The 21,834-nt window shown below is 59.1% G+C and carries 20 protein-coding genes and 1 pseudogene; 8 read left to right on the top strand and 13 right to left on the bottom strand.

Features of this window, described 5'->3' with window-relative positions:
• The first annotated feature begins 273 nt into the window (after nt 1–273).
• Nucleotides 274–2,461 (top strand): annotated as a pseudogene (locus KDX37_RS03820) (TonB-dependent receptor).
• Nucleotides 2,462–2,554: 93 nt separating this feature from the next.
• Here the strand turns inward: KDX37_RS03820 and KDX37_RS03815 are convergent.
• A complete protein-coding gene (locus KDX37_RS03815; protein ID WP_231651351.1) occupies nt 2,555–3,709 on the bottom strand; it encodes a glycerophosphodiester phosphodiesterase in 1,155 nt (384 codons plus the stop codon).
• 370 nt (nt 3,710–4,079) lie between these two features.
• On the opposite strand from KDX37_RS03815, the gene KDX37_RS03810 reads away from it, so the two are divergent.
• The 4 genes from KDX37_RS03810 (at nt 4,080) to KDX37_RS03795 (ending at nt 6,845) form a co-directional block, all read left to right on the top strand.
• Complete coding sequence (locus tag KDX37_RS03810) at nt 4,080–5,012, top strand: 2-hydroxyacid dehydrogenase (RefSeq protein WP_231651350.1); 933 nt, start codon at nt 4,080–4,082, stop codon at nt 5,010–5,012.
• Nucleotides 5,013–5,131: 119 nt separating this feature from the next.
• Nucleotides 5,132–5,863 (top strand): CTP synthase C-terminal region-related (seleno)protein, encoded by a 732-nt coding sequence (locus tag KDX37_RS03805; protein WP_231651349.1) that lies wholly within the window; start codon nt 5,132–5,134, stop codon nt 5,861–5,863.
• Entirely contained in the window at nt 5,860–6,198 is a 339-nt protein-coding gene (locus KDX37_RS03800; protein WP_231651348.1) for an antibiotic biosynthesis monooxygenase family protein, read from the top strand. The genes KDX37_RS03805 and KDX37_RS03800 overlap by 4 nt, the downstream gene beginning before the upstream one ends.
• Nucleotides 6,199–6,317: 119 nt before the next feature.
• Nucleotides 6,318–6,845 carry a MarR family winged helix-turn-helix transcriptional regulator gene (locus KDX37_RS03795; protein WP_231651347.1) on the top strand — a complete coding sequence of 176 codons (528 nt, stop codon included), beginning with the start codon at nt 6,318–6,320 and terminating at the stop codon, nt 6,843–6,845.
• On the opposite strand, the gene KDX37_RS03790 is transcribed toward KDX37_RS03795, so the two are convergent.
• From KDX37_RS03790 to KDX37_RS03780, 3 genes are all read right to left on the bottom strand, one after another.
• Nucleotides 6,821–8,239, bottom strand: coding sequence for a short-chain fatty acid transporter (locus KDX37_RS03790; RefSeq protein WP_231651346.1), 1,419 nt, complete (start codon nt 8,237–8,239; stop codon nt 6,821–6,823). The genes KDX37_RS03795 and KDX37_RS03790 overlap by 25 nt on opposite strands.
• 175 nt (nt 8,240–8,414) lie before the next feature.
• The gene (locus tag KDX37_RS03785; RefSeq protein WP_231651345.1) at nt 8,415–9,071 is read right to left on the bottom strand and encodes a CoA transferase subunit B; all 657 of its coding nucleotides are present in this window, start codon (nt 9,069–9,071) and stop codon (nt 8,415–8,417) included.
• Nucleotides 9,072–9,128: 57 nt separating this feature from the next.
• A complete protein-coding gene (locus tag KDX37_RS03780; protein ID WP_231651344.1) occupies nt 9,129–9,830 on the bottom strand; it encodes a CoA transferase subunit A in 702 nt (233 codons plus the stop codon).
• 128 nt (nt 9,831–9,958) lie between these two features.
• Between KDX37_RS03780 and KDX37_RS03775 the strand changes: the two genes are divergently transcribed.
• From KDX37_RS03775 to KDX37_RS03765, 3 genes are all read left to right on the top strand, one after another.
• On the top strand, nt 9,959–10,849 hold the full coding sequence (locus tag KDX37_RS03775) for a LysR family transcriptional regulator (protein WP_231651343.1): 891 nt from the start codon (nt 9,959–9,961) through the stop codon (nt 10,847–10,849).
• A gap of 87 nt (nt 10,850–10,936) precedes the next feature.
• Complete coding sequence (locus KDX37_RS03770) at nt 10,937–11,218, top strand: YgdI/YgdR family lipoprotein (RefSeq protein WP_231651342.1); 282 nt, start codon at nt 10,937–10,939, stop codon at nt 11,216–11,218.
• A gap of 125 nt (nt 11,219–11,343) precedes the next feature.
• A complete protein-coding gene (locus KDX37_RS03765; RefSeq protein ID WP_231651341.1) occupies nt 11,344–11,952 on the top strand; it encodes a LysE family translocator in 609 nt (202 codons plus the stop codon).
• 21 nt (nt 11,953–11,973) lie between these two features.
• Here KDX37_RS03765 and ssuE read toward each other — a convergent pair whose 3' ends face one another.
• From ssuE to KDX37_RS03720, 9 genes are all read right to left on the bottom strand, one after another.
• Entirely contained in the window at nt 11,974–12,555 is a 582-nt protein-coding gene (gene ssuE, locus KDX37_RS03760) for an NADPH-dependent FMN reductase (RefSeq protein WP_231651340.1), read from the bottom strand.
• A gap of 246 nt (nt 12,556–12,801) precedes the next feature.
• Complete coding sequence (locus tag KDX37_RS03755) at nt 12,802–13,890, bottom strand: polysaccharide biosynthesis/export family protein (protein ID WP_231651339.1); 1,089 nt, start codon at nt 13,888–13,890, stop codon at nt 12,802–12,804.
• A 154-nt stretch (nt 13,891–14,044) separates the two neighbouring features.
• Nucleotides 14,045–15,454, bottom strand: coding sequence for an undecaprenyl-phosphate glucose phosphotransferase (locus KDX37_RS03750; RefSeq protein ID WP_231651338.1), 1,410 nt, complete (start codon nt 15,452–15,454; stop codon nt 14,045–14,047).
• A 12-nt stretch (nt 15,455–15,466) separates the two neighbouring features.
• Nucleotides 15,467–16,687: a glycosyltransferase family 4 protein gene (locus tag KDX37_RS03745; protein ID WP_231651337.1), complete on the bottom strand. Its 1,221-nt coding sequence runs from the start codon at nt 16,685–16,687 to the stop codon at nt 15,467–15,469.
• A gap of 71 nt (nt 16,688–16,758) precedes the next feature.
• Nucleotides 16,759–17,877 (bottom strand): glycosyltransferase family 4 protein, encoded by a 1,119-nt coding sequence (locus KDX37_RS03740; protein ID WP_231651336.1) that lies wholly within the window; start codon nt 17,875–17,877, stop codon nt 16,759–16,761.
• Between the two features lie 333 nt (nt 17,878–18,210).
• On the bottom strand, nt 18,211–19,464 hold the full coding sequence (locus tag KDX37_RS03735; RefSeq protein ID WP_231651335.1) for a glycosyltransferase family 4 protein: 1,254 nt from the start codon (nt 19,462–19,464) through the stop codon (nt 18,211–18,213).
• Nucleotides 19,461–20,462 carry a glycosyltransferase gene (locus KDX37_RS03730; RefSeq protein ID WP_231651334.1) on the bottom strand — a complete coding sequence of 334 codons (1,002 nt, stop codon included), beginning with the start codon at nt 20,460–20,462 and terminating at the stop codon, nt 19,461–19,463. Before KDX37_RS03730 ends, KDX37_RS03735 begins: the two co-directional genes overlap by 4 nt.
• 45 nt (nt 20,463–20,507) lie before the next feature.
• On the bottom strand, nt 20,508–21,020 hold the full coding sequence (gene rfaH, locus KDX37_RS03725; RefSeq protein ID WP_231651333.1) for a transcription/translation regulatory transformer protein RfaH: 513 nt from the start codon (nt 21,018–21,020) through the stop codon (nt 20,508–20,510).
• Between the two features lie 3 nt (nt 21,021–21,023).
• Nucleotides 21,024–21,812 (bottom strand): WbqC family protein, encoded by a 789-nt coding sequence (locus KDX37_RS03720; RefSeq protein WP_231651332.1) that lies wholly within the window; start codon nt 21,810–21,812, stop codon nt 21,024–21,026.
• Nucleotides 21,813–21,834: the final 22 nt, after the last annotated feature.

Genomic DNA, 21,834 nt, shown 5'->3' with positions numbered 1-21,834 from the left:
AAAACCAACAGCGCATGAGCTTACACGAGAGTCGTCGTCAGGTGGCTGCCGGTAACCTGTATCAAAACCCTGGCATCCATTTCAAGGCATTTCCATGCCCGCATCGGCCGCATGCGAGAGTGCACCTTTCGTCGTGAAAACCGATCGTAACGCATTGCATACAATTAACTGATAACCGTTCCCACTAACGCCTGATAATATTTCCCGTTCATGCAGGCGACGCTTCCCGAAATGGATGTCCGTCTCGCTCCATTTTCATAGCAGGACATCTTGATGAGTACCCCGTCGCTTCCGTTTCGCTTTACGTTGCTTGCGCTTTGCTGCTCTGTGAGTTTCCCCGTCTGGGCCGCTACTGATGCTGCCGCGGCGCAGGATGGTGCGCTGGTTCTGGGCGAAACCGCCATTAGCGCTGACAAGATCGACCCGCATGCCTTGCCATCCGTTTACGCCGGTGGCCAAGTCGCACGAGGCGGCCAACTGGGTGTATTGGGCAACGCCGATATCATGGATGTGCCGTTCAACATGGCCAGCTACACCGACCAGTTGATCGAAGATCAGCAGGCTGAAGATGTAGGCGACGTTTTGCTAAATGACTCTTCGGTGCGCGAGTCATCCGGCTATGCCAACGCCTCGAAGGTGTTCGTGATTCGTGGTTTTGAATTGGCCACTGATGATATTTCCTATAACGGTCTTTATGGTGTTTTGCCGCGCCAGCTCATTTCAACTGACGCGCTTGAACGTGTCGAAGTGTTCAAAGGCCCCAGCGCGTTCATCAATGGTGTGTCGCCGACCGGTTCCGGGATCGGCGGAGGGGTCAACCTGCAGCCCAAGCGCGCACAGGAAACGCCGACACGTCGCTTCACTACTGACATCAGCAGCGATGGCCGGATTGGTGAGCACCTTGACCTCGGTCAGCGATTTGGCGAGGACAACCGTTTCGGCGCACGCCTGAACCTGTCACAGCGCGAGGGTGAAACCGGCATTGAAGACGAGGAGCATCGCAGCAAGCTGTTCGCAATCGGTCTGGACTACCGAGGCGACAATTTTCGCCTCTCCGGCGATTTTGCCTACCAGAAACAACGCATCAACCAGAGCCGCAACACAGTGTTCGTCGGCAGCGGCCTGACCCGCGTGCCGCATGCGCCGGATGCTGATACCAATTACGCTCCTAACTGGACCTGGACCGAGACTGAAGACACCTTCGGCATGAGCCGCGCCGAATACGACCTCAATGAAAACTGGACGCTGTATGCCGCCGCCGGTGCGAAACACACCCGTGAAGCCGGCGTCTACGGTTCGCCGACCATCAATGATGATGTGGGCACGATCACTGCCAGGCCTTCGTTCATCCCGCACGACGAAGACAACAAAACGGCCATGGCCGGGATCAACGGCAAGCTGCAGACCGGTCCGGTCAGCCACAAGGTCAACTTCGGGCTGTCCGGAATCTGGACCGAGCAGCGCAATGCCTACCTGTTCGGTAAAAGCCCGGTCACCAGCAACCTTTACGATCCTGTTGCAACAACACGCCCGGCGTTCGATGGCGCAACAGCAGGCGATCTGAATGATCCGGGTATCACCGGCAAGAGCCGGATGCGCAGCGTGGCGTTTTCAGACACGCTCGGCTTTTTCGATGATCGCCTGCTGCTGACCGCTGGCCTGCGCCGACAGGAACTGCGGGTTCAGGGCTACGCCTACGGCAGCGGTCCACGCACCACGCTGTATGACGAGGCCATTACTACACCTGTTTACGGTGTGGTGTTCAAACCGTGGCAATACGTATCGTTCTACGCCAACCGCATCGAAGGACTGGCTCAGGGGCCGACCGCGCCGAGTACGGTCACCGTCAACCCCGGCCAGATTTTCCCACCGTCGCGCTCCAAACAGGTCGAAGCGGGCGTCAAACTGGACATGGGCACCTTCGGTGCGAGCCTCGGGGTGTACCGCATCGAGCAACCGGCTGACGGCTATCAGGTGCAGCAGGGCGCGGTGACAAGTTATGTTCGCGATGGTGAGCAGCGCAATCGCGGCGTGGAAATGAATGTGTTCGGCGAGCCTGTAAGTGGTCTGCGCCTGTTGGCGGGCCTGACACTGATGGACACTGAAGTGAGGGGAACGTTGGGTGCGGCCAATGACGGCAATCGAGCCATCGGCGTGCCGACTTTCCAGTTCAACGCCGGGGCCGATTGGGACATTCCGGGGCTGGAAGGCGCTGCTGTCAATGCGCGCATGTTGCGCACTGGCGGGCAGTACGTGAACGCCGCCAACACGCTGAGCATTCCGACTTGGAACCGCTTCGATGTGGGCGCGCTACAGCTTCAATGTCGCGCAGAAAGACGTGACACTGCGCGCCAACCTCGAAAACCTGATGAACGAAGATTACTGGGCATCGGCCAACGGCGGTTACCTGACCCAGGGCGAGCCACGCACCCTGAAGCTTTCGGGTACTGTGGATTTCTGATTGTTCGACGGTTCGACGGTTCGACGGTTCGACGGTTCAGCGATTCGAAGCTTCAATCGCTGACCGCGTCTTGTGACGCGGTCAGCGGGTTTGTCAGTAGCCGTTACGCTTGAGGATCGCGTCGATGCTTTCCTTGGACGGGCGACCATAGAACTTCAAAAGCTCGGCGGTACGGTTGGTGAAGAAGCCGTCCACACCGTCGTTGCTGATACGCTTGAAGTCCGCTGCGTCATCCACCGTGTAAGGGTGAATAACCATCCCTTTCTCATGAGTCAGGTTGTTCATCCACGGTTTGACCAGGTCCATATAGCTCTGGTCGCCACCTTTGGCCAATTGAGACGACGGGCCGGTACCGATGGCACCATGAGCCTTTGCCCAGTTGATCCACTTCTCGAACTCTTCCGGCGATTTGACTTCCTGCGCCGCGTAGTAACTGGACTTGTCCTTGAAACCCGAATCAGCAAACGCCACGCTGGACTTGGGTTCGATGGACCCTGCGCCGATCCACAGCAGCATCACCTTGGGCACTTTTGGCATTTCCTTTTGCAACAGCTCCAGACTTTGCTTTTCAAAGGTCTGCAACACCACGCGCCCCGGCATGTGCGCTACGTTGACATGGCCTGCTGCAGCAGCGGGGCGCTGACTCAGCCAGCCGCGCTTGGCGAGAACCTTTTTCAGGTCCGCTTCGACACCCGGAAACTGGTTAGGCACCTTGGTCTCGATGTAAAGACCGGGCTTGTTCGCGCCGCCTTCAGCGATATCTATCACTTCATCCAGGGTCAGAATCTGCAATCCCGCGTAGCTGTCGCGGGCCCTGTCCGGATAGGCCTTGTTGAACCATGAGCCTGCGTCCAGCTCCTTGAGCTCAGCCAGCGTAAAGGTGCTCACCGGGTCTTTCGCACGGGCAGGAAACACTTGGGCGATGTTGGTGGTGCGTTCGAGCACGTCGTCATGCAATGCAATCAGCACGCCGTCCTTCGTGCGTTGAATGTCCATCTCCAGATAATCCGCACCCAGATCCCGTGCCAGGGTGTACGCCGGGATTGTTTCCTCAGGCGCATCGAACGAAGCGCCGCGATGCGCGACAACGGCGGGCCATGGCAAGCCGTATTTATCACTCAGGACCTTGCCGGGCGCTTCAGCCGCCGACGCCATGCCGGAAGACATCAACATCCCCGCCATGGCTGTTGCAGCGAGCAATCGGGCCAGCGGAGTCTTTTTGAACAGTGGGTTGGAAAATCCGTGCATGGGTGCTTGATTCCTTGTCTGGAAATGGCCTTTGACCCTGTCAGGCGGTCGATGACGTTGACGCGTATGAAGTATTAACAACATCGTTCTGCTGACTGGCAAGCCGGCTGTCGCTGATGGTTGGGTGATGTCGTATCGAGTGCCGGATCGGGCATGGCGCAACGTTCGTAACGTTAGCCCAACAACGGCGCCACGTTACGAGCCTATGCATTGCCTGGGTCGTCAGGGATCAGTCTGTCCGGCAAATGAGTCCTGCGTATGACCGCTGACGTTACAGGGAGTGCTTTTTACGCAGTAAAAAACGCTGATGCTCCACAAGTGTGTCGAGTCGCGTTACTGTCGGCTTTTTCATCATCGAACAGGAGCGGGCATGACGACGGTACTGGTGCTTGTCGAAAACCTTGATACGTATTTGCCGATTCTGGAGAGCAGCGGCTTCCAGCTGATTCGCGCACCCACTGCAGCAAAGCGAGCCGAGGCCATCGCCACTCATGGGCAGGCTATCAGCGCCGTGATCACGCGTGGTCCGCTGGGTTTTTTCGCCGAAGAAATGGACGCCCTGCCGCACCTGCGCATCATCTGCGTAAGTGGTGCAGGTTATGAGAAGGTCGATCTGCCCGCAGCGCAGGCGCGTGGTATCACGGTTACCAACGGCGCCGGAGTAAATGCTGCCACGGTGGCCGATCATGCCCTGGCGTTGCTGTTGTCGCTGGTGCGCGATATCCCTCAGGCCGACGCATCGGTGCGGCGCGGTGAGTGGCGCAAGGTTGTCAGGCCATCGCTGGCGGGCAAGCGTCTGGGGGTTCTGGGGTTGGGTGCGGTCGGTCTGGCCATCGCCAGGCGCGCCCAGGCATTCGACATCAGCATCGGCTATCACAACCGCACACCACGCAACGATATCGATTACACCTGGCATGCCTCGGTACAGGCATTGGCGGCTGAATCGGATTTTCTGGTCATCGCCACGCCCGGTGGCAACGGTACGCAACACCTGGTTGATGCGGGGGTGCTGAAAGCGCTGGGGGCCGAGGGTTTTCTGGTCAACATTGCCCGTGCCAGCGTGGTCGATACCGATGCACTGGTGCAGGCGCTGCAAGCGCAGGGCATTGCGGGTGCTGCGCTGGACGTCTTTGATGACGAGCCCAACGTGCCGGATGTATTCAAGACGCTGAACAACGTGGTGTTGACGCCGCACGTTGCCGGTCTGTCACCCGAAGCTTCGAAAGACAGCGTGCAACTGGTGAACGACAACCTGCTGGCGTTCTTTTCCGGGCAGCCAGTGTTGACACCTGTCAGCGAATAGAAGTCGTGCGTCTGCGCACAGATGAGTTGCTTGCGTGCCCATTCTGATTGCGTGCCTGCCTGTTTATAGTTCCGGTCATAGGGCCCTGCGCATTGTGGGGCATTATCAGGGAGCGGGGCATGGACGTAGTGAAGGGCAACGGCAGGGCAGTTTCCATCGGGCTGGTGGGCGACTTCGATGGGCAGACAACCGCGCACCAGGCCATCCCGTTGGCGCTGCACAAGGTAGCTGAGGCGGCACAGCTGGCACTGCATTTTGAATGGTTGCCCACGCGGCAGATCGGTAGCGGTGAGCAGCTGTCGAGGTTCGATGGCCTGTGGGCCGTGCCTGCCACGCCTTACCAGGACATGGCGGGGGCGTTGGCGGCCATTCGCCATGCGCGTGAGCAGCAGGTCCCGTTTCTCGGTACGTGCGGTGGCTTTCAGCACGCGCTGCTGGAGTATGCGCGGCATTGTCTGGGCTGGACGGACGCCGAGCACGGAGAGAGTGCGCCGGACGCAGCCAACGTCATCATCGCGCCGTTGAGCTGCTCGATGGTGGATGTCGAGGCATCGATTCAACTGCTGCCGGACACACTGATCGCTGAAGCCTACGGCACGCTGTCTGTCTATGAGGGCTACCACTGCCGCTACGGACTGCGTCAGGGGCTTGAGCCGCTGTTGTTCGGCGGTGCGCTGAAGGTCAGCGGCCGGGACGCCGATGGCGATGTGCGGAGCATGGAGCTGCAAGGTCATCCATTTTTTGTCGCTACGCTGTTCCAGCCTGAGCGCGCTGCCTTGCGTGCAAAAGTGCCTGCGCTGGTTGCCGCGTTCGTTCAGGCGTGCCTCGTCCGCCGAGGTGACGCATCATGATCGCTGCGCGCTTCCCGACGCCTTACTACGCCGTGGTGTTCACTTCGCTGCGCACCGACGATGGCTTAACAGAGTACGGGCAGGCCGCGCATCGTATGGTCGAGCTGGCCCGTGAGCAGCCCGGTTTTCTGGGGGTCGAGTCGGCGCGCGGCGAGGACGGCCTCGGGATTACCGTGTCTTACTGGGCCGACGAAGCAGCGATTCTCGCCTGGAAGCGACACGTCGAACATACCGAGATCCGCAAACAGGGCCGTGCCAGTTGGTATCAGGCTTTCGCCACACGTGTCTGCAAGGTGGAGCGGGATTATTCGTTTGAAGCCCTCTCGGCAGGATGAACACCGGCTGCGAACGGTATTGAAACAATCAATGCGACCCGAGGCGCTGTTTCAATGTGCGGGGATATGCCAGCATTGCGCTCTTTAAGTCACGTGTTCACGTAGACACGGGAGCCTTGATGACCGATCCCCTGAACTCCGATAATTGCTCGGGCCCAGCCGTCGAGGGCATGCTGCGCATTCCTGAGGGGCTGAATATTCCAGCGCAGGTGCTTTGCCATGCGACCAGCCTGCGTCGGGCGAGTCGGCGCATTTGCCAGCTGTACGACGCAGTTATGGCGCCCTGCGGTTTGCGGTCCACGCAACGCTCCATTCTGATGCAGGTTGCCCGTCATCAGGCGCCGACCATGACCGAACTGGCCGCCATACTGGTCATCGATCGCTCTGCACTGGCGCAGAACCTCAAGCCGCTGGAGCGTGAGGGGCTGGTGTCGGTGGAGGTCGATCCGCAGGACAAGCGCAGTCGGCTGGTGTGCCTCACCCAGCCCGGCGTCGACAAGTTGCTTGAGTCCCAGGCGCTCTGGGAACAGGCCCAATTGTCCTATGAAACAGCTCTTGGGCCTGATCAGGCGCACGAACTGCGCCAGTTGCTGGCGCAGGTTGCAGCAACGGACTATCTGGATCAGGGCAGCATTGGCGGCACGTAAGTAAGCGTAGTGCCCAATGCCCACAGCAGGAACAGTACCAGCGGCGTGTGCACCAGTAGTTGTACGAACGAGAAGCCGATCAGATCGCGCGCCTTCAGGCCCAGAACGCCGAGCAGTGGCAGCATGTAGAACGGGTTGATCAGGTTCGGCAAGGCTTCCGCCGCGTTATAGATCTGCACGGCCCAGCCCAGGTGGTATTGGAGTTCGTTGGCGACCTGCATGACGTATGGGGCTTCGATGATCCACTTGCCGCCGCCTGACGGGATGAAAAACCCGAGGACGGCGGAGTAAACGCCCATCAGCAGCGCATAGGTGTCGTGAGTGGCGATGCTGGTGAAGAACGTCGAAATGTAATGCGCCAGGGTCTGCGCATCACTGCCTTTTACGGTAGTCAGCAAGGCCGCAATCGAGCCATACAACGGGAACTGAATCAGCACGCCAGTGGTGGTTGGCACGGCGCGTGTCACCGCGTCGAGAAAGCTGCGGGGCCGCCAGTGCAGCAGCGCACCCAGCATGATGAACAGGAAGTTATAGGTGTTCAGCCCGGAAATCGCGGTGATGGCGGGCTTGGTCGAAAACTCGTTGAACAGCCAGCCAACGCCCAGCAGTACCATCAGAATGATCAGCAGCGGGCTGTATTCGAGCCATTCGCCAGGACGCGTACGTGCCGGCAGCGCAGGCATGCTGAACGACGGGTCCACGCCGCAGGCCTTGGCATCGCGGGCGCTGTTTGGGCCAGGAGCGGTGACGTAGGCCACGATCAGTGAAATGACCACCAGCGCCGCGAGCATGACGCCGGATTGCCACAGGAAAATGGTTTCAGTGAACGGGATGACCCCAGTGATTGCCAGAATCGAAGGCGGCAGGCTGGCTGGGTTGGCCTGCAACTGAGCGGCTGATGAAGACAGCCCCAGCGCCCACACCGCACCCAGTCCCAGATAAGCCGCTGCACCGGCTGCGCGGTAGTCCATGCGCAGGTCAGTACGGCGGGCGAGGGCGCGCACCAGCAAGCCGCCGAACACGAGCGACAAACCCCAGTTGAGCAGCGATGCAACCATCGATATCAGGGCCACCCACGCCACAGCCGAGCGGCCATTGCGGGGCACACGTGCCAGCCGGTCGATCAGTCGAACGGCAGGCGGAGAGCTGGCGACCACGTAACCGCCAATGACCACGAAGGCCATCTGCATGGTGAACGGGATCAGGCTCCAGAACCCGTCACCAAAGGCTTTGGCCGCTTCCGCAGGGCGCGCGCCGATGGCCAGGGTCGCGACCGTAACGATCACGACGGCGAGTGCGGCAAACACCCAGGAGTCGGGAAACCAGCGTTCAGCCCAGGCGGCGCAACGCAGGGCGAAACGGGCGGAACGGCTTTCTTCAATGTGGCTGGCCATTGGCGAATCTCTTGTCGTTATTGTCGGGATTCAAGTACGGGCGTGCGGTTGGGTACGCCCATTGCGGACGTGCGCCCGCCCGCGAGTGCTTCAGTCCACCCCATGCAGGGTGGGCTGAAAGCGTTTCGCGGGTGGCGCAGGTCCAGGTGTATCGAGAACTCGGGACTATGCGCTGTCAGAAACTCATTTCGATCACGTCATCCGGCACGATCAGTTTGCCGGCGGTCTTGGCGACGATTTCTTCAATGCTGACGCCCGGGGCGCGCTCGCGCAGGATGAAAGCACCGTCTTCGATCTCCAGGTATGCAAGGTCGGTCAGTACTTTGCGAATACAGCCTGCTCCGGTCAGCGGCAGGCTGCAGCGAGGCAGCAGCTTGGACTCGCCGTCCTTGGAAGCATGGGTCATGGTGACGATGATGTTGTCGGCGCCTGCCACCAGGTCCATTGCACCGCCCATGCCCTTGATCAGTTTGCCGGGGATCATCCACGAGGCGATGTTGCCATCCACATCGACTTCGAAAGCCCCGAGCACGGTCAGGTCAACATGGCCGCCACGGATCATGGCGAACGACTCGGCAGAGGAAAAGATCGAAGCGCCGATGCGCGCGGTAACGGTCTGCTTGCCGGCATTGATCATGTCTGCATCGATGGTTTCTTCGGTTGGAAAGGCGCCCATGCCCAGCAGGCCGTTTTCCGATTGCAGCATCACGTCAATGTCGTCTGGGACGTAATTGGCGACCAGGGTGGGAATACCGATGCCGAGGTTTACGTAATAGCCGTCCTTGAGTTCACGGGCAACGCGTTGAGCCATTTGTTCGCGGGAAAGTGCCATGGTCTGAAATCTCTTTGTTGTTGTATGCCGCTTTCTGCTTCAGGAAACGCGTCGGAATCAGTCTTTTCTGATCGTGCGCTGCTCGATGCGTTTTTCGAAAGTGCCCTGAATCACTCGGTCGACATAGATGCCTGGCGTGTGGATCTGAGTGGGCAGCAATACGCCGGGCTCGACGATTTCTTCGACTTCGACCACCGTGATACGGCCTGCCGTTGCCACCACCGGGTTGAAGTTCTGCGCGGTATGACGATAGATCACATTGCCAAAGTGGTCGGCTTTCCAGCCTTTGATCAGTGCGAAATCACCGGTAATGGCTTCTTCCAGAATGACGTTGCGGCCATTGAACTGGCGGGTTTCCTTGCCCTCGGCCACCGGCGTGCCATAACCGGTTGCTGTGTAGAACGCAGGAATGCCGGCACCCCCTGCGCGGAGCTTTTCAGCGAGGGTGCCTTGGGGGGTGAGTTCGACTTCCAGTTCGCCACTCAGCAACTGGCGTTCGAAAAGGGCGTTTTCGCCCACGTAGGACGAGATCATTTTGCGGATCTGGCGGTCTTCCAGCAGGATGCCCAGCCCGAAGCCATCGACGCCGCAGTTGTTGGACACGACCGTCAGGCCCTTGATGCCCATGCGCTTGATCTGCGCAATGAGGTTTTCCGGGATGCCGCACAAGCCGAAGCCTCCGCACAGCACGGTCATGTTATCGGTCAGTCCGGCGAGCGCCTCTTCGTAGGTCGCAACGCGTTTGTCGAGTCCAGCCATGATGATCCGCCTTTTATAGTTGTTGACCGACAGCCTGGCTGTCGAAGGATCTGTTGCGTGCATCTTCTCTCGGCTTGAATGATTTGTTAATTTTGTTTTTCTGATCGATTGATAAGAAAATCAAATATATGAACGTGAAGCAGCTTCGCGCTTTTCTGGCCGTTGCGCAGTACTTGAGCTTTGCCCAGGCAGGCGAGAGTCTGCACCTGTCGCAACCGGCGCTGAGCCTGGCGATCAAGAGCCTGGAAGAGGATCTGGGCGGTCAGTTGCTGACTCGCACCACGCGTAACGTGAGCCTGACGCCTGAGGGTGAGACCTTGTTGCCGTTGGCTCGTCAACTGCTTGCCGACTGGGACAATACCGAAGAGTTGCTGCGTCAGCGGTTCACGTTGCAGATGGGCCGCGTATCAGTCGCGGCGATGCCATCGTTTGCCGGCAACCTTCTACCCAAAGCGCTGAAGGTGTTTCGTGGTCGTTATCCGCGAGTCAATGTCGCGGTGCACGATGTCATCAACGAACAAGTGCTGGAAATGGTCCGGCATCGGCGTGTCGAACTGGGTATCGGGTTCGAGCCCGAGTCGAGCAATGCCTTGCTGTTTACGCCGTTCTACCTGGACCGGTTTGTCGCTGTGGTGGCCAGTGACTCGCTGTTGGCAGAGCTCGAAGAGGTTTCCTGGGCGCAACTGCTGGGCGAGGATTTTATTGCGCTGCAACGGCCGTCTGCCGTGCGGTTGCTGCTGGAGCAGGCTGTGCAGTCGCAACATGGCAAGCTTTCAGTCGCCTTTGAAAGCCATCAGCTCTCCACGATCGGGCGCATGGTTGCCAACGGTCTGGGAGTGAGTGCGGTGCCGTCGTTATGCATCGAACAGATGCAAGAGCTGGGCGCTCGCTGCGTTGCATTGGTCGAGCCCCGTATCGAGCGGCGCATCGGGCTGATGATGCTGGCCGATCACAAGCTTTCCGCTGCGGCTCAGGCCCTGCGTGATGTTCTGATCGAGAGCGCTCGAGAAAGTCGATAGCCACTATCACGCCGGTTGATTTTTGCCGCGATCAGGGCGGGCGTAACCTTGCTTCATTCCCGAAATGAAGCCAACTGGAGGCCCCCGATGAACCGTTTGCTCGCCCTTGCCCTTGTCCTGACGTTCAGTGTTGCACTGCTTTCCGGTTGCTCCACTCATTATGCTGTCGAGTTGCGTCCCTACACTGCGCAGGAAAGCCATCAACTGGCGCTCGAAGATCTCAACCGTCGCGGTCTGTCGTTTGAAGAGTATCAGGCCCGCAAGGCGCAACTGCTGGCTGATCCGCAGATTCAGCAAGCACGGGAATTCGATCAGGGCGGTGAAATCAGCGTGGATCTGGGCGGCGCACAGCAGAATCCGCAAGGCTAACAGTCTTCTGAAAATCTGGATTTAGAAAAACTGTACGGTAAAAACTTTCTCTTAACTGTCCGTGTGTTTCCTGTCGAGCGTTCGATAGGGTGGGGTGCCTGACTTCACCATCCATGGACTGATGTATGCCGCTCTCGCTCGATCTATTGCTGGCTTTTGCTTTGTTCGCGCTGGTTACTTCGGTAACGCCTGGCCCCAATAACATGATGTTGCTGGCTTCCGGCGTCAACTTCGGTTTCAGTCGAACCCTGCCGCACATGTTTGGCATCAGCATCGGCTTCTTCGTTCTGGTTCTGTCGGTGGGTTTTGGCCTGGGCAGCGTTTTCAACGCCTGGCCGATCCTGTACACCATTCTGCGCTACGCAGGCGCCGCGTATTTGTTGTATCTGGCCTGGAAAATCGCCACGTCGGGACCTGCCTCCGATGCCGACAGCACGCGAAGCAAACCGCTGAGTTTCATGTCTGCCGCACTCTTTCAGTGGGTCAACCCCAAGGCCTGGATCATGGCGATCGGTGCGATCAGTACCTACACACCGATGCAGGGCTACTTCACCAATGTGGTGGTGATTTCTGCAGTGTTCGCGCTGATCAACCTGCCCAGCGTGGGCATTTGGGCAGGGTTTGGCAGCCTGTTGCGTAATGTGCTTCGCGACCCGGTCGGGCTGAGGATCTTCAACGGCGTCATGGCTGTTCTGCTGGTGGCGTCGCTGTACCCGCTGTTTATCGAGCACTGAGTTCGCCGCACACGCACGATTTTACAATGCCAGTTGCAGGTGACCACCGGCTTGCTTGTGACGGGCTTGCAACCGGCGTTGCAGGCCCAGGTAAAAGTGTTCCAGCCCTTCGTGCAGGCGCTCGGTGAGAATGTCGTCCAGCGTTCCGCCTTCCTCGTTGTCGCCATAGCTGATCTGGGTATCTATCGCAAAGATGCCGTGCAGCACTTCCTGCGACTTGAGCGCCGAAAGCACCGGTTTCAGGGCGTAATCCACCGCCAGCATATGCGCGATGCTGCCACCGGTAGCCAGTGGCAAGACTACCTTGCCGTGCAATGCGCGCTCGGGCAACAGGTCGAGCAGCGTTTTCAGCGCGCCGGAAAACGAGGCTTTATAGACAGGCGTCCCGATCAGCAAGCCATCGGCTTGTCTGACCGCTTCGACGAAGTCGAGCACTTGCGGGCTGTCGAATTTGGCGAACAGCAAATCCTCCGCGTTGAAATCACGGATGCGCAGCGTGGTGACTTCCACACCATGGTTTTGCAGCCAGCGACCGGCGTGCGCGAGGACAACGCCGGAGCGGGATTTAGGGGATGGACTGCCTGAAAGTGAAACAACGAGCATGCGGAAATTCCTTACGTTAAGCGTATGTCTGCAAAGCAGCTTGTGTGCCAAGCCGGTCGTAGCCCTCTGAAACACCGCCGTTCAGACGGCTGCGGTGCGTATCGCGTCCGTCGTTGCAGCGCAGGTGCTGATGCAAAAGCAGATATCTGTTGAATGACTGTTGCTCCGGCAACAGTTTTTTTGCAGTCAGCAGGCAAAAAAAAACCGCAATCGGAATCGCGGGCAAAGGCGGAGCGGAGAGTGTGATCAGTTGCGGAAAGCTGCGCCCGTCTGGACGACGCTGGCCGAGCCCAGCAATTGGCTGATAAAGCGGCTCCAGCGGGTGATGTCGGCAGGTCCGACGAACACCACGTCCTGAGCCTTGAGTTCGAACTGCCCGGCCAGCAGGTAGGCGGTAGGTTTCTTGGCCGCCAGGTGGTAAACGGTCGAGGTGGCATTGGCGATGTTCTCCGCACCGCGGATCACATACACCGCGTCACCGTCGGCACTTTCCGGGCTCAGTCCGCCCGACGTGCCCAGCGCTTCGAGCAGCGTCACGCTGGTGGTGCCGAACGATATGACCTGCGGATTACGGACTTCACCCAGCACATAGATCTTGTTCCTGGAGTTGCTGTTGAGGTGCAGGTAGTCGCCGTCCTTGAGGAAAATCCTGCTCAGTTGCGAGCCTTTGCGGTTCAGCGCGTCGATGTCGATCAGGTAGTCCCGACCATTGCGTCGCAGGGTCAGGCCGGCGAGGTTGGCATCGGTCAGGTCGACGCCAGCGATACTGACGGCCTGTACCAGGCTGAGCGGAATATTGGTGATCGGTTGTGGGCCGGGCGTCTTGAACGAGCCCGACAGCAATACACGCTGGCTGTTGTAGCGCAGGACTTTGACGTCGACCTTGACCTCGGTGTATTGGGGAGAAAGCCCCATGCGCAGTTGTTCGCGGATCTGGCTGACGGTCTTGCCGCCCGCCATGATGCGGCCCACATAAGGGAAGAACAGCGTGCCGTCGCCCAGCACTTCGCGCGTATTGGCGTCGAGTTGGTCCTGGGAGCCAGGTGCGGTCAGCTCGGGGTGCTCGAACACGGTGACCAGCAGGGTATCGCCAGGCCCGACCACGTATTCGGGCGTCTTGTAGTCGAGCAGTTCCTGGGGTAGCGCCCTGGCATCCGACGCAGCATGTTGCTGCTGTTGTTGGAGGTTACCCGGGGTAATCGCCACCAACTGGGCCTTGGGCTCGTTCGGGTCGTTGGCGGTGACATCGTCCGGCGTCATGTGCTGGCCGGGGGCAAATGCACATCCTTGCAGGATCAGACTGGAGAGCAGTACGACAACTAGGGTTCGATTCATAAGAGTGTTCCTTCCTGAAGGTGCCTCTGGCACCTGAATGATTTCATTGCATCCCTTTCCAACACCGGTCTACCGAGTGAAGTTTTTCAGCGCGCGCACATACCTCCCTCCGGTCAATGGCTGCCGGAGCCGTCGTCAAGTCAAATGGGGTAATTCAGAAGGCGTTTTTGTTCAAAAAGCCTTTGAACAGCGTCAACAGAATGATTTTCAGGTCCAGCCAGATCGTCCAGCGCTCGATGTATTCCAGGTCGAACTCGACGCGCATGCGCATTTTGTCCAACGTGTCGGTTTCGCCGCGCCAGCCATTGATCTGTGCCCAGCCGGTGATGCCGGGTTTGACCTTGTGGCGCAACATGTAGCCGCTGACCTGCCTGCGGTACTGCTCGTTGTGCGCAACGGCGTGCGGGCGCGGCCCGACGATGGACATGTCACCGCGCAGTACATTGAAAAACTGTGGCAGTTCGTCCAGCGAAGTGCGGCGCAGAAATGCCCCCAACGGTGTGATGCGTGCGTCGTTGCGGGTTGCCTGGCGTACCACCTCACCGTTTTCCTGAACGCTCATGCTGCGAAACTTCCAGACCATGATTGGACGGCCATCCAGCCCGTAACGGCGTTGACGAAACAGCACCGGACCGGATGAGGTGAGTTTGATGGCAGCCGCGATGAGCAGCAGCGGCAACGCGATCAACAGCAGGATCAGACTGGACAACAGAATGTCTTCGGCGCGCTTGACCAGGCTCCAGGCGCCGTCCATGGGCGAGTCGAAAATGCTGATGCTGGCCAGCCCGTTGATGCTCTCGCTGCGCGCATGCAGCAGTTCGAACATGAACACGTCAGGCACCAGATACACCGATGCGGTGGTGTCGCTCAGCCCGGCGATGAGTTCTCGCAGGTGCGGTTCGGCGCTGAACGCCAGGGTGATGTACACCTTGTCGATCCGCCCTTCGCGGGCGTCCTCGATCAACTGGTCGAGATCCCCCAGCACCGGTGGCTGGCGGCCTTGTGCGTTCAGGTCCATCTGTTGTGGATGTGCATCGTAGAAGCCCAGCAGATTGAGCCCCATCCATGGCGCGCTGGATATGGTCTGGGCCAGCCGTGCGCCGACCTGGCCGGTGCCGACAATCGCCACTCGACGGGTATTGAAACCGTGCCGTCGCAAGCTGTGCAGAACGTGCCTGATCAGCAGGCGATAGCCGCACAACACCGTAAGCACCAGCGCGAACCAGGCCATCTGACCGTTATCAGGCAGACTGATCTGCTTGAGCAACAGGTAGTCGACCGACATTAAAATGATGAACGTCAACGCCCAGTAATTGAATACGCGTGTCAGCTCCCGCAGGATGCGTTCGCCGCGCCAGGACCCATACAGCTGGTGGTATTCACTGACCCAATGGAACACCAGCACCGCAAGGATGATCGGGAGCCAGGTTTCACTGCTGCTGATCTGCGTCTGCCTGGTTTGCCAGTAGCCGATCAGCACAATAACGGTCAGGTCCAGCAGACGATGGGCAAGCGACAGCGCTGACTGGTGGGCGTGAAGGATGCCGCGAACGGAGGTGCGCATGAGGTGGCTCGCTCAAACGGATTTGATAGGAACGACTCGGGACGGCAGTTCGCTGGCAAGCTCCGGCGAGGCGGGCGGTATCCAGTACTGGGAAGGCAAGCGGGCCATGAGCTCGGCAGTCAGGCGGTTTTCGACGAATGCTTTGATCTCCTGCTCGAAGCGCACATTCGAGAAGCGTTCGGCGTTCTTTCTGCAGGCCTGCTCGGTGATGCGTGACTGCGCAGCTTCGAATTCGCCAATCGCATCGATCAGTGACGCCACGCTCTGCCGCGGATAAAACACCCCGGTGGGGTATGGGTTATCGAGCCCGCGCACGGTTTCCAGCACGCCTCCCTTGCCGTACGCGATCACTGGTGTACCGCAGGCCTGTGCTTCGACCGGGCTGATGCCAAAGTCCTCTTCCGCTGCGAAGACAAAGGCCTTGGCCTTGCGCATATGCTCGAGCAGCACGGCGGATGGTTGAAAGCCCATCAGCGTTATGTTGGGCGCACCCTGGGCGATGGCTTGCGCCCTAACTAGGTCGGGACCGTCGCCGATCATGATCAGGCGTTTGTCCGGCATGGCCACAAACGCCTCGACAATCATCGGCATTCGCTTGTAAGGCACCATGCGAGAGGCACTGAAATAGAAGTCTTCCCGAGTGCCTTGTGCCGTGAACCTTGCGGTGTCTACCGGTGGATAGATAACCGTAGAATCGCGCCGGTAGGCTTTGCAGATACGCGCTCCGATAAAGGCTGAATTGGCGATGAATGCATCGACGCCGGTCGATGTGCGCTGGTCCCACATGCGGATGTAATGCAGGATCATGCGCGCCAGGCGGCTTTTGATACCGGTGCTCAGGCCCGCTTCTTTCAGGTACTGATGCTGCAGGTCCCAGGCGTAACGGATCGGCGAGTGCACATAGCTGATGTGCAGTTGGTCCGGCCCGGTGAGTACGCCTTTCGCCACCGCATGACTGCTGCTGATGATCAGGTCGTAGCCCGACAGGTCCAGCTGTTCGATGGCAAGCGGCATCAGTGGCAGATAGCGCTGATAGCGTTTGCGTGCTCCCGGCAGATTCTGAATGAAGGTGGTCTTTGCCACCTTGCCGCCCAGATGCGCTCGATCTTCGTTGCTCAGGAAATCAATGACTGCAAACAGGTCGGCGTCGGGCCAGATGTTGATCAGTGAAGCCAGCACGCGCTCTGCACCGGCGTAGGTCACCAGCCAGTCGTGGACGATAGCGATTTTCATGGAGTTTCCTTGCTGTATTCGCTCGCTCTACTTCAGGCGCGGCAGGGCGCGACTTGGCGTTGCTGTCAGGGTCAGGGTTTGCTTGAAGACGATTCCGGGGAAACCGGTTCGGGACGCTGCACGGCCTGAGGTTGTTGCTCCTGCAGGGCATCAATGCGCTGGCAAAGCCGCTGAGCCGAAAGATCCCAGCAGAAGCGCTTCACGTTATGCAGGCCATGCAGGCGCAAGGCCTGGCGTAACGGCGCATCGGTCAGTACACGTTGCATCGCGGCCGCCATGTGGCTGACATCCAGCGGGTCGAAATACAGGGCGCTCGCCTGCAGGACCTCCGGGATCGACGCGGCGTTGGCCGCCAGCACCGGACAACCGCACGCCTGTGCCTCCAGTGGCGGAATGCCGAAACCTTCATATAAAGAAGGGAACACGAAGGCGGTCGCGCCCTGATACTGCTTGATCAGCTCAGCATCACTGAGGCGGCCCAGAAAACGGATGCGTGGATCGCGACAGGCCAGACGTTGCAGGTTCGGGTCGGCGAATACTCCTGCGGCTGCGCCAACGATGTGCAACTGCACGTCGGTATGGTCACGCAGGCTCAGGAACGCCTGGATCATCCGGCTGAAATTCTTGTGCGCGGCGGGAGACGATACGGCCAGCAGATATTTTTGCGCGTCGCCTGAAGAGCCTGACGGCTGGAAGAGGTCGCTTACCGCCGCTGGTACGACCAGCACCTTGCTCTCGGGGAAGTTGTAGAACTGCGAAATTTCACCCTTCGAGAAATTGCTGCTGGTGACCAGTGTCCTGATCCGCGAAAGCAGCACTGGCGTGATAGTCCGATAGGCCATCCGGAACAGGCGCGTGTAGCTTTGCGGATACCTGACGTAGTTGATGTCGTGATGCGTGGCAATCTGGTTGCGGTAGAACATTGGCCCGGTACTGCAGATCGAAACCAGCAACGGGCTGCCCTTGCGCCGCAGGTACAGCGGCAGGTCCAGTTGCTCCCATAGATGCCCGGTGTTGTAGCCGATGCACTGTACGTCCAGTGCTCTGGCACTTTCGTGGAGCCTGATGCCGCGAGGCGCGACAAACACCAGGTCGTTGCGGATCTTTTTCAAGGCCATGCACATCTGTTCGGCATAGCGCTGCACACCGCTGACGTCCTGAGTGAGAAACCGTGAATTGATAACGATCATTTCAAGCATCCTGCAAAGTCATTGGAGATGTAGTGAATGTGCGGGTGCTTGAGGCTTCCTGCCCGGCGACCCCGACCTGTCGGGCAAGCAGCGCGGGTCTGCTGCCCAGGCTGATGACTTTTGGAAACGCGACGAGACGTACCTGTTGCTCAGTGAACGCGTGACAAGCTCCGCGTAATTGCCAAACGCCTGTCGTACGCCGGGGTGGCGCGGTTTGGCCTGGTTCTCGTAGAGCGAGCTGCCATGGCCCCGCATCGGTAAAGGTCTGATTGGAAGCTGGCGAGTCAGAATCAGGCATGTAGGCGACGTGGAGTCGATGTGCCTGGCGCTTCGTCAAACCGGGTTCGGTAACGGATGCCCGCCGGCCGACAGAATGCTGTCCAACAGGGTCTGGTCGAAGATGCTTTCGTACTGGTCCAGCATCAGCTCCAGGCTCAAAAGCGATGCGACGCTGTTGCGGGCCTGTGCACTGAGACGCTTGAGCAGTTTCGGCTGTTGATGCAGCTTGAGCATTGCCAAGCCCAGCGAATCCGGGTCGTCGGGGCTGCACAGCAAGCCGTTCAGATGATCCTGAATGATCTCGGTCAACCCGCCCATTCGGCTGGCGATGACCGGGCGTGAATAAGCACAGGCTTCCACTGCGACCATGCCAAACGGCTCGCTCCAGATGGAAGGCACTATCGCCACGTCGATGGTGTTGTAGAAATCTTCGGGACGCTGATAGCCGACAAAACTGATAGAGGGCGAGGTGGCCATCGCCCGAAAGCGTTTTTCATCCTGCAGTTGTCCGCGTCCGGCAATTTTCAGCGTGGCGTTGAACGGCAAATGCTGGAACTGTTCGATCAGCCAGCCCACGCCCTTGTTGTCAGACAGGGTGCCGAGGTAGCCAAAGCGCAGCGGTACACTGGCAGGAGTCGGCTGCGCCGCCCCACCAATTGCCTTTAACGGCTCCATGATCGGGATCGGGCTGGCGTTGTGCACGACATAGCCGCGAGCGCCCGTGAAATAACCCTGGGCCTGGAGTGTGTCGAGCATGAAACGGCTGACGCCTACCACCGTTGCCACTTGAGACGAGCGCTGATCGTGGTCTTTGCGAAACCGCTTGCACATGACGCACTGGCGCTGGCAACTGCTGCCTTTCTTGAACATGGTGCTGCTGGGGCACAGTAAGTAAAAGTCGTGCAGCACCTGAATGATCGGGCGGCCCGACGCTGTGATCTCGTCCCAGGCAGAGACCGACCAGCCCGTCAGGTTATGGCACACCACGAGGTCGGGCTTCTCGAACTCCAGTACCCGGCTCACGTATTCGCGCATGCTTGCGTTGTAACGGTCACGCAGGTGCCAGCCCAGCCTGAGCAAGCGGCCAGGGCGCCGAGCGCTGAAATGCCAGTACAGATTGTGCAGTCCTGCGCGATAGACCTTGACCTCATTGACAGTGCTGACGTGCAGCCCTGGTTTTTCGGTGGTCGATAATACAGCGACTTTGTAGCCGCGCTGGTGCAGGCCTTCAGTGGTGCGCTGCAGAATGATCTCTGCGCCGCCCCCGACGTCCGGCGTATAGAGACTGCTGATGAAGAGAATTTTCATAGGGGATATGACCTGTTCAGTCCCAACACGCCAGCCTCTCCATCCTTGATGGCTTGCTCGATCAGGCTCAGCCGTTTTGTTGCGTCACAACGGTTGGCGATCAAACGCAGCAGGCAGAAAAACACCCAGCGGTTGAGTCGGTAGACCAGTGGCGAAGAGGCCCAGATGTTTTTGTCGAACCAGGCCTGGTTGCGTGCGCCGTAGTAGGCGCGCAGGTCAGAGCCTGCCAGCAGATAGTTTTCGTAGACGTTGCGGGTTCGTGCCTTGATATTCCAGGAGTCTTCCGGGTCATCAAGCAACGCGTCAGGCACCAGAAAAATCCGCCCGCCACCGGCGGTGATCCGCCACGTGTATTCGCTGTCATCAGCGTACAGTTTCAAGGCATCCAGCGGCAGGCCGATCTTTCTGTAAAGGCTGTGATGCGCCAGCAGTCCTCCGTAGGTCGCGAAGGGCAACTGAACCATATTCTGCGTGCCGCGTATCGCTTGGGGCCGACCCCAGGGCAGGCGCCGCCAGAGCTTGTAAGGCAGATGAGCAATGTGAAAGCCGAAGAAGCTCGACCGGCGCTGAATGGCAAAACGACGTGGCACTCCCGACGCAATGTCGGCCTGATGGGTTGGACGGAAGCCGATCACGGCTGCCTTGTCCCTGCCGTCGATTTTCTCGCGTTCCTGCAATTGGCGGTGCAACACCTCAATGGCGTTGATGGTCGGTGCATTGTCATCGTCCATCAGCCAGATGTACTCGGCACCGGCGTCCAGCGCAGCCTGAATACCGACCGAGTAACCCTGTGCCGATCCTGTGTTGTCCTTCAGCCAGATCACCTGAACCTGATCCGGCCACTGCTCACAGAGGTCTTGCAGCGGAGCAACCGATGCATTGCTGACGATGATGACCCGCTCGATCAGCGGGCTTTCCAGCGAACGGCTGACCAGCGTGTGCAGATAGTTGAAACGGTCGCCATAGGTGAGCGTCACCAGGGTCGTCGGGTGGTTCATGATCGGGTTCCGATAGCAAGGTGAAAGGAATGCTGCCGACATCCCTCAGGCCCGGATTTCCCGGCGCGCCAGACTGCTGAGTGGCAGCACGACCTTTTGCTGGCGTTGCAGCATGGTGAGCAGGATGACCGCACGTTCGGCTCCGTCGGCTGCGACGAAAATCGCCTCGACATCGCTGAACCCTCCGGTCTTGATCAGCACAGGTTCGCCATGGGTGAACATCAGCCGCGGCGCTGGCTTCGCCAGACGTTGGCGGATCTGTTCGATGAGCTCATCCTGCACTGGCACCGGATGCCCGCCGAAGGTCACGATGCGTGCGACGCCCCGTGTGGAGCGAATCGGGTACCAGTTGTCATGCACCTGGTCCATGCGGATGAACAGATAGCCTGGAAACAACGCCTCGTCGGCGGGCGATCTGGTGGTGCGTTTTTTCTCTTCGGACCTGAGTGGGCGGTAGCACTCGAAATGCTGGCGCTGCAAATGCTCTTCGGCTCGGGTTTCCTGACGCGGCTTGGTCTGGATCAGGTACCAGCGTGCGGGGTTATCGGATAGAGACATGGGTCACTCCGCTGCAAGGTGTGAAGAGCGGGAAGGTTGCGCATCAAGTGGCAGCAACAGGCAGGCATCGTTCGCGGCCTTGATTTCGCCTCTGTCGTGAGACACGAGCAGCGCTTGGATCTGTTCGACGCTGTTGAACATCAGTACATCGATAATCGACAGGTCGCTGACAAAGGGCAGGTTCAACTGCGGGTATTTGAATGGGCGCGGATTGAAAAAGCGCAGCAGCAGACCGTTACGCGCGAAGTGGTCGCGGTCATAGAGTTGCATGCCGCCCAATGGGTTGAGGACAGAGGTGGCCGACAACTCGCGCGCGATCCTGATCACTCGATCCTGTTTATCGATGCGGCCTGTGACGCCAAGATCAGAGCCGCGCAGGATCGGCGTGTCGATCTGCAGAAAGGTGCACAACTCGCGCAGAGAATGTTCGATGTACAGCGCCAGGTTCTGTTGCGGGTGGCGAATCAGGCGTTCCAGGAACGGCATCACGTTGGCGAAAAACGGTGCCTTTCGGTAGTTCAGGGTGATGGCGTTGAGAATCCTGTCAGCCTCTTGCGGGAAGTTGTCGATCAGGCTGCGCTGCATGATGGGCAACTCGAAATGGGCCTTCTTCAGCGGGAAAGTGATCAGCCTGGCCTGGTCGTTACTGAGGATCCGGTTCCGGTTGACCCAGCCTGCGCGGATGTATTGCAGGTCATCGCCGAGGACGAAGACATCGGCAGCGGCGATGAGCTGGAAATACCCCAGATAAGGGAACAGGTAGGGCTGCATCATTGCAACGGTTCTGGCCATGATTAATTCCTTTTAAGTCTTG

The sequence above is a fragment of the Pseudomonas californiensis genome, assembly GCF_021147775.1.
GTDB classification, from domain to species: domain Bacteria; phylum Pseudomonadota; class Gammaproteobacteria; order Pseudomonadales; family Pseudomonadaceae; genus Aquipseudomonas; species Aquipseudomonas californiensis.
Note: the sequence above shows the minus strand (reverse complement) of the source record. Positions and strands in the feature narration are given on the sequence as shown.

Coding starts and splice junctions, on each gene's coding strand:
- KDX37_RS03750 (WP_231651338.1), bottom strand. CDS start 15,454: ATGCGCACCTCCGTTCGCGGCATCCTTCACGCCCACCAGTCAGCGCTG.
- KDX37_RS03810 (WP_231651350.1), top strand. CDS start 4,080: ATGACGACGGTACTGGTGCTTGTCGAAAACCTTGATACGTATTTGCCG.
- ssuE (WP_231651340.1), bottom strand. CDS start 12,555: ATGCTCGTTGTTTCACTTTCAGGCAGTCCATCCCCTAAATCCCGCTCC.
- KDX37_RS03745 (WP_231651337.1), bottom strand. CDS start 16,687: ATGAAAATCGCTATCGTCCACGACTGGCTGGTGACCTACGCCGGTGCA.
- KDX37_RS03785 (WP_231651345.1), bottom strand. CDS start 9,071: ATGGCACTTTCCCGCGAACAAATGGCTCAACGCGTTGCCCGTGAACTC.
- KDX37_RS03780 (WP_231651344.1), bottom strand. CDS start 9,830: ATGGCTGGACTCGACAAACGCGTTGCGACCTACGAAGAGGCGCTCGCC.
- KDX37_RS03730 (WP_231651334.1), bottom strand. CDS start 20,462: ATGAACCACCCGACGACCCTGGTGACGCTCACCTATGGCGACCGTTTC.
- KDX37_RS03720 (WP_231651332.1), bottom strand. CDS start 21,812: ATGGCCAGAACCGTTGCAATGATGCAGCCCTACCTGTTCCCTTATCTG.
- KDX37_RS03795 (WP_231651347.1), top strand. CDS start 6,318: ATGACCGATCCCCTGAACTCCGATAATTGCTCGGGCCCAGCCGTCGAG.
- rfaH (WP_231651333.1), bottom strand. CDS start 21,020: ATGTCTCTATCCGATAACCCCGCACGCTGGTACCTGATCCAGACCAAG.
- KDX37_RS03775 (WP_231651343.1), top strand. CDS start 9,959: ATGAACGTGAAGCAGCTTCGCGCTTTTCTGGCCGTTGCGCAGTACTTG.
- KDX37_RS03800 (WP_231651348.1), top strand. CDS start 5,860: ATGATCGCTGCGCGCTTCCCGACGCCTTACTACGCCGTGGTGTTCACT.
- KDX37_RS03770 (WP_231651342.1), top strand. CDS start 10,937: ATGAACCGTTTGCTCGCCCTTGCCCTTGTCCTGACGTTCAGTGTTGCA.
- KDX37_RS03790 (WP_231651346.1), bottom strand. CDS start 8,239: ATGGCCAGCCACATTGAAGAAAGCCGTTCCGCCCGTTTCGCCCTGCGT.
- KDX37_RS03755 (WP_231651339.1), bottom strand. CDS start 13,890: ATGAATCGAACCCTAGTTGTCGTACTGCTCTCCAGTCTGATCCTGCAA.
- KDX37_RS03740 (WP_231651336.1), bottom strand. CDS start 17,877: ATGATCGTTATCAATTCACGGTTTCTCACTCAGGACGTCAGCGGTGTG.
- KDX37_RS03735 (WP_231651335.1), bottom strand. CDS start 19,464: ATGAAAATTCTCTTCATCAGCAGTCTCTATACGCCGGACGTCGGGGGC.
- KDX37_RS03765 (WP_231651341.1), top strand. CDS start 11,344: ATGCCGCTCTCGCTCGATCTATTGCTGGCTTTTGCTTTGTTCGCGCTG.
- KDX37_RS03805 (WP_231651349.1), top strand. CDS start 5,132: ATGGACGTAGTGAAGGGCAACGGCAGGGCAGTTTCCATCGGGCTGGTG.
- KDX37_RS03815 (WP_231651351.1), bottom strand. CDS start 3,709: ATGCACGGATTTTCCAACCCACTGTTCAAAAAGACTCCGCTGGCCCGA.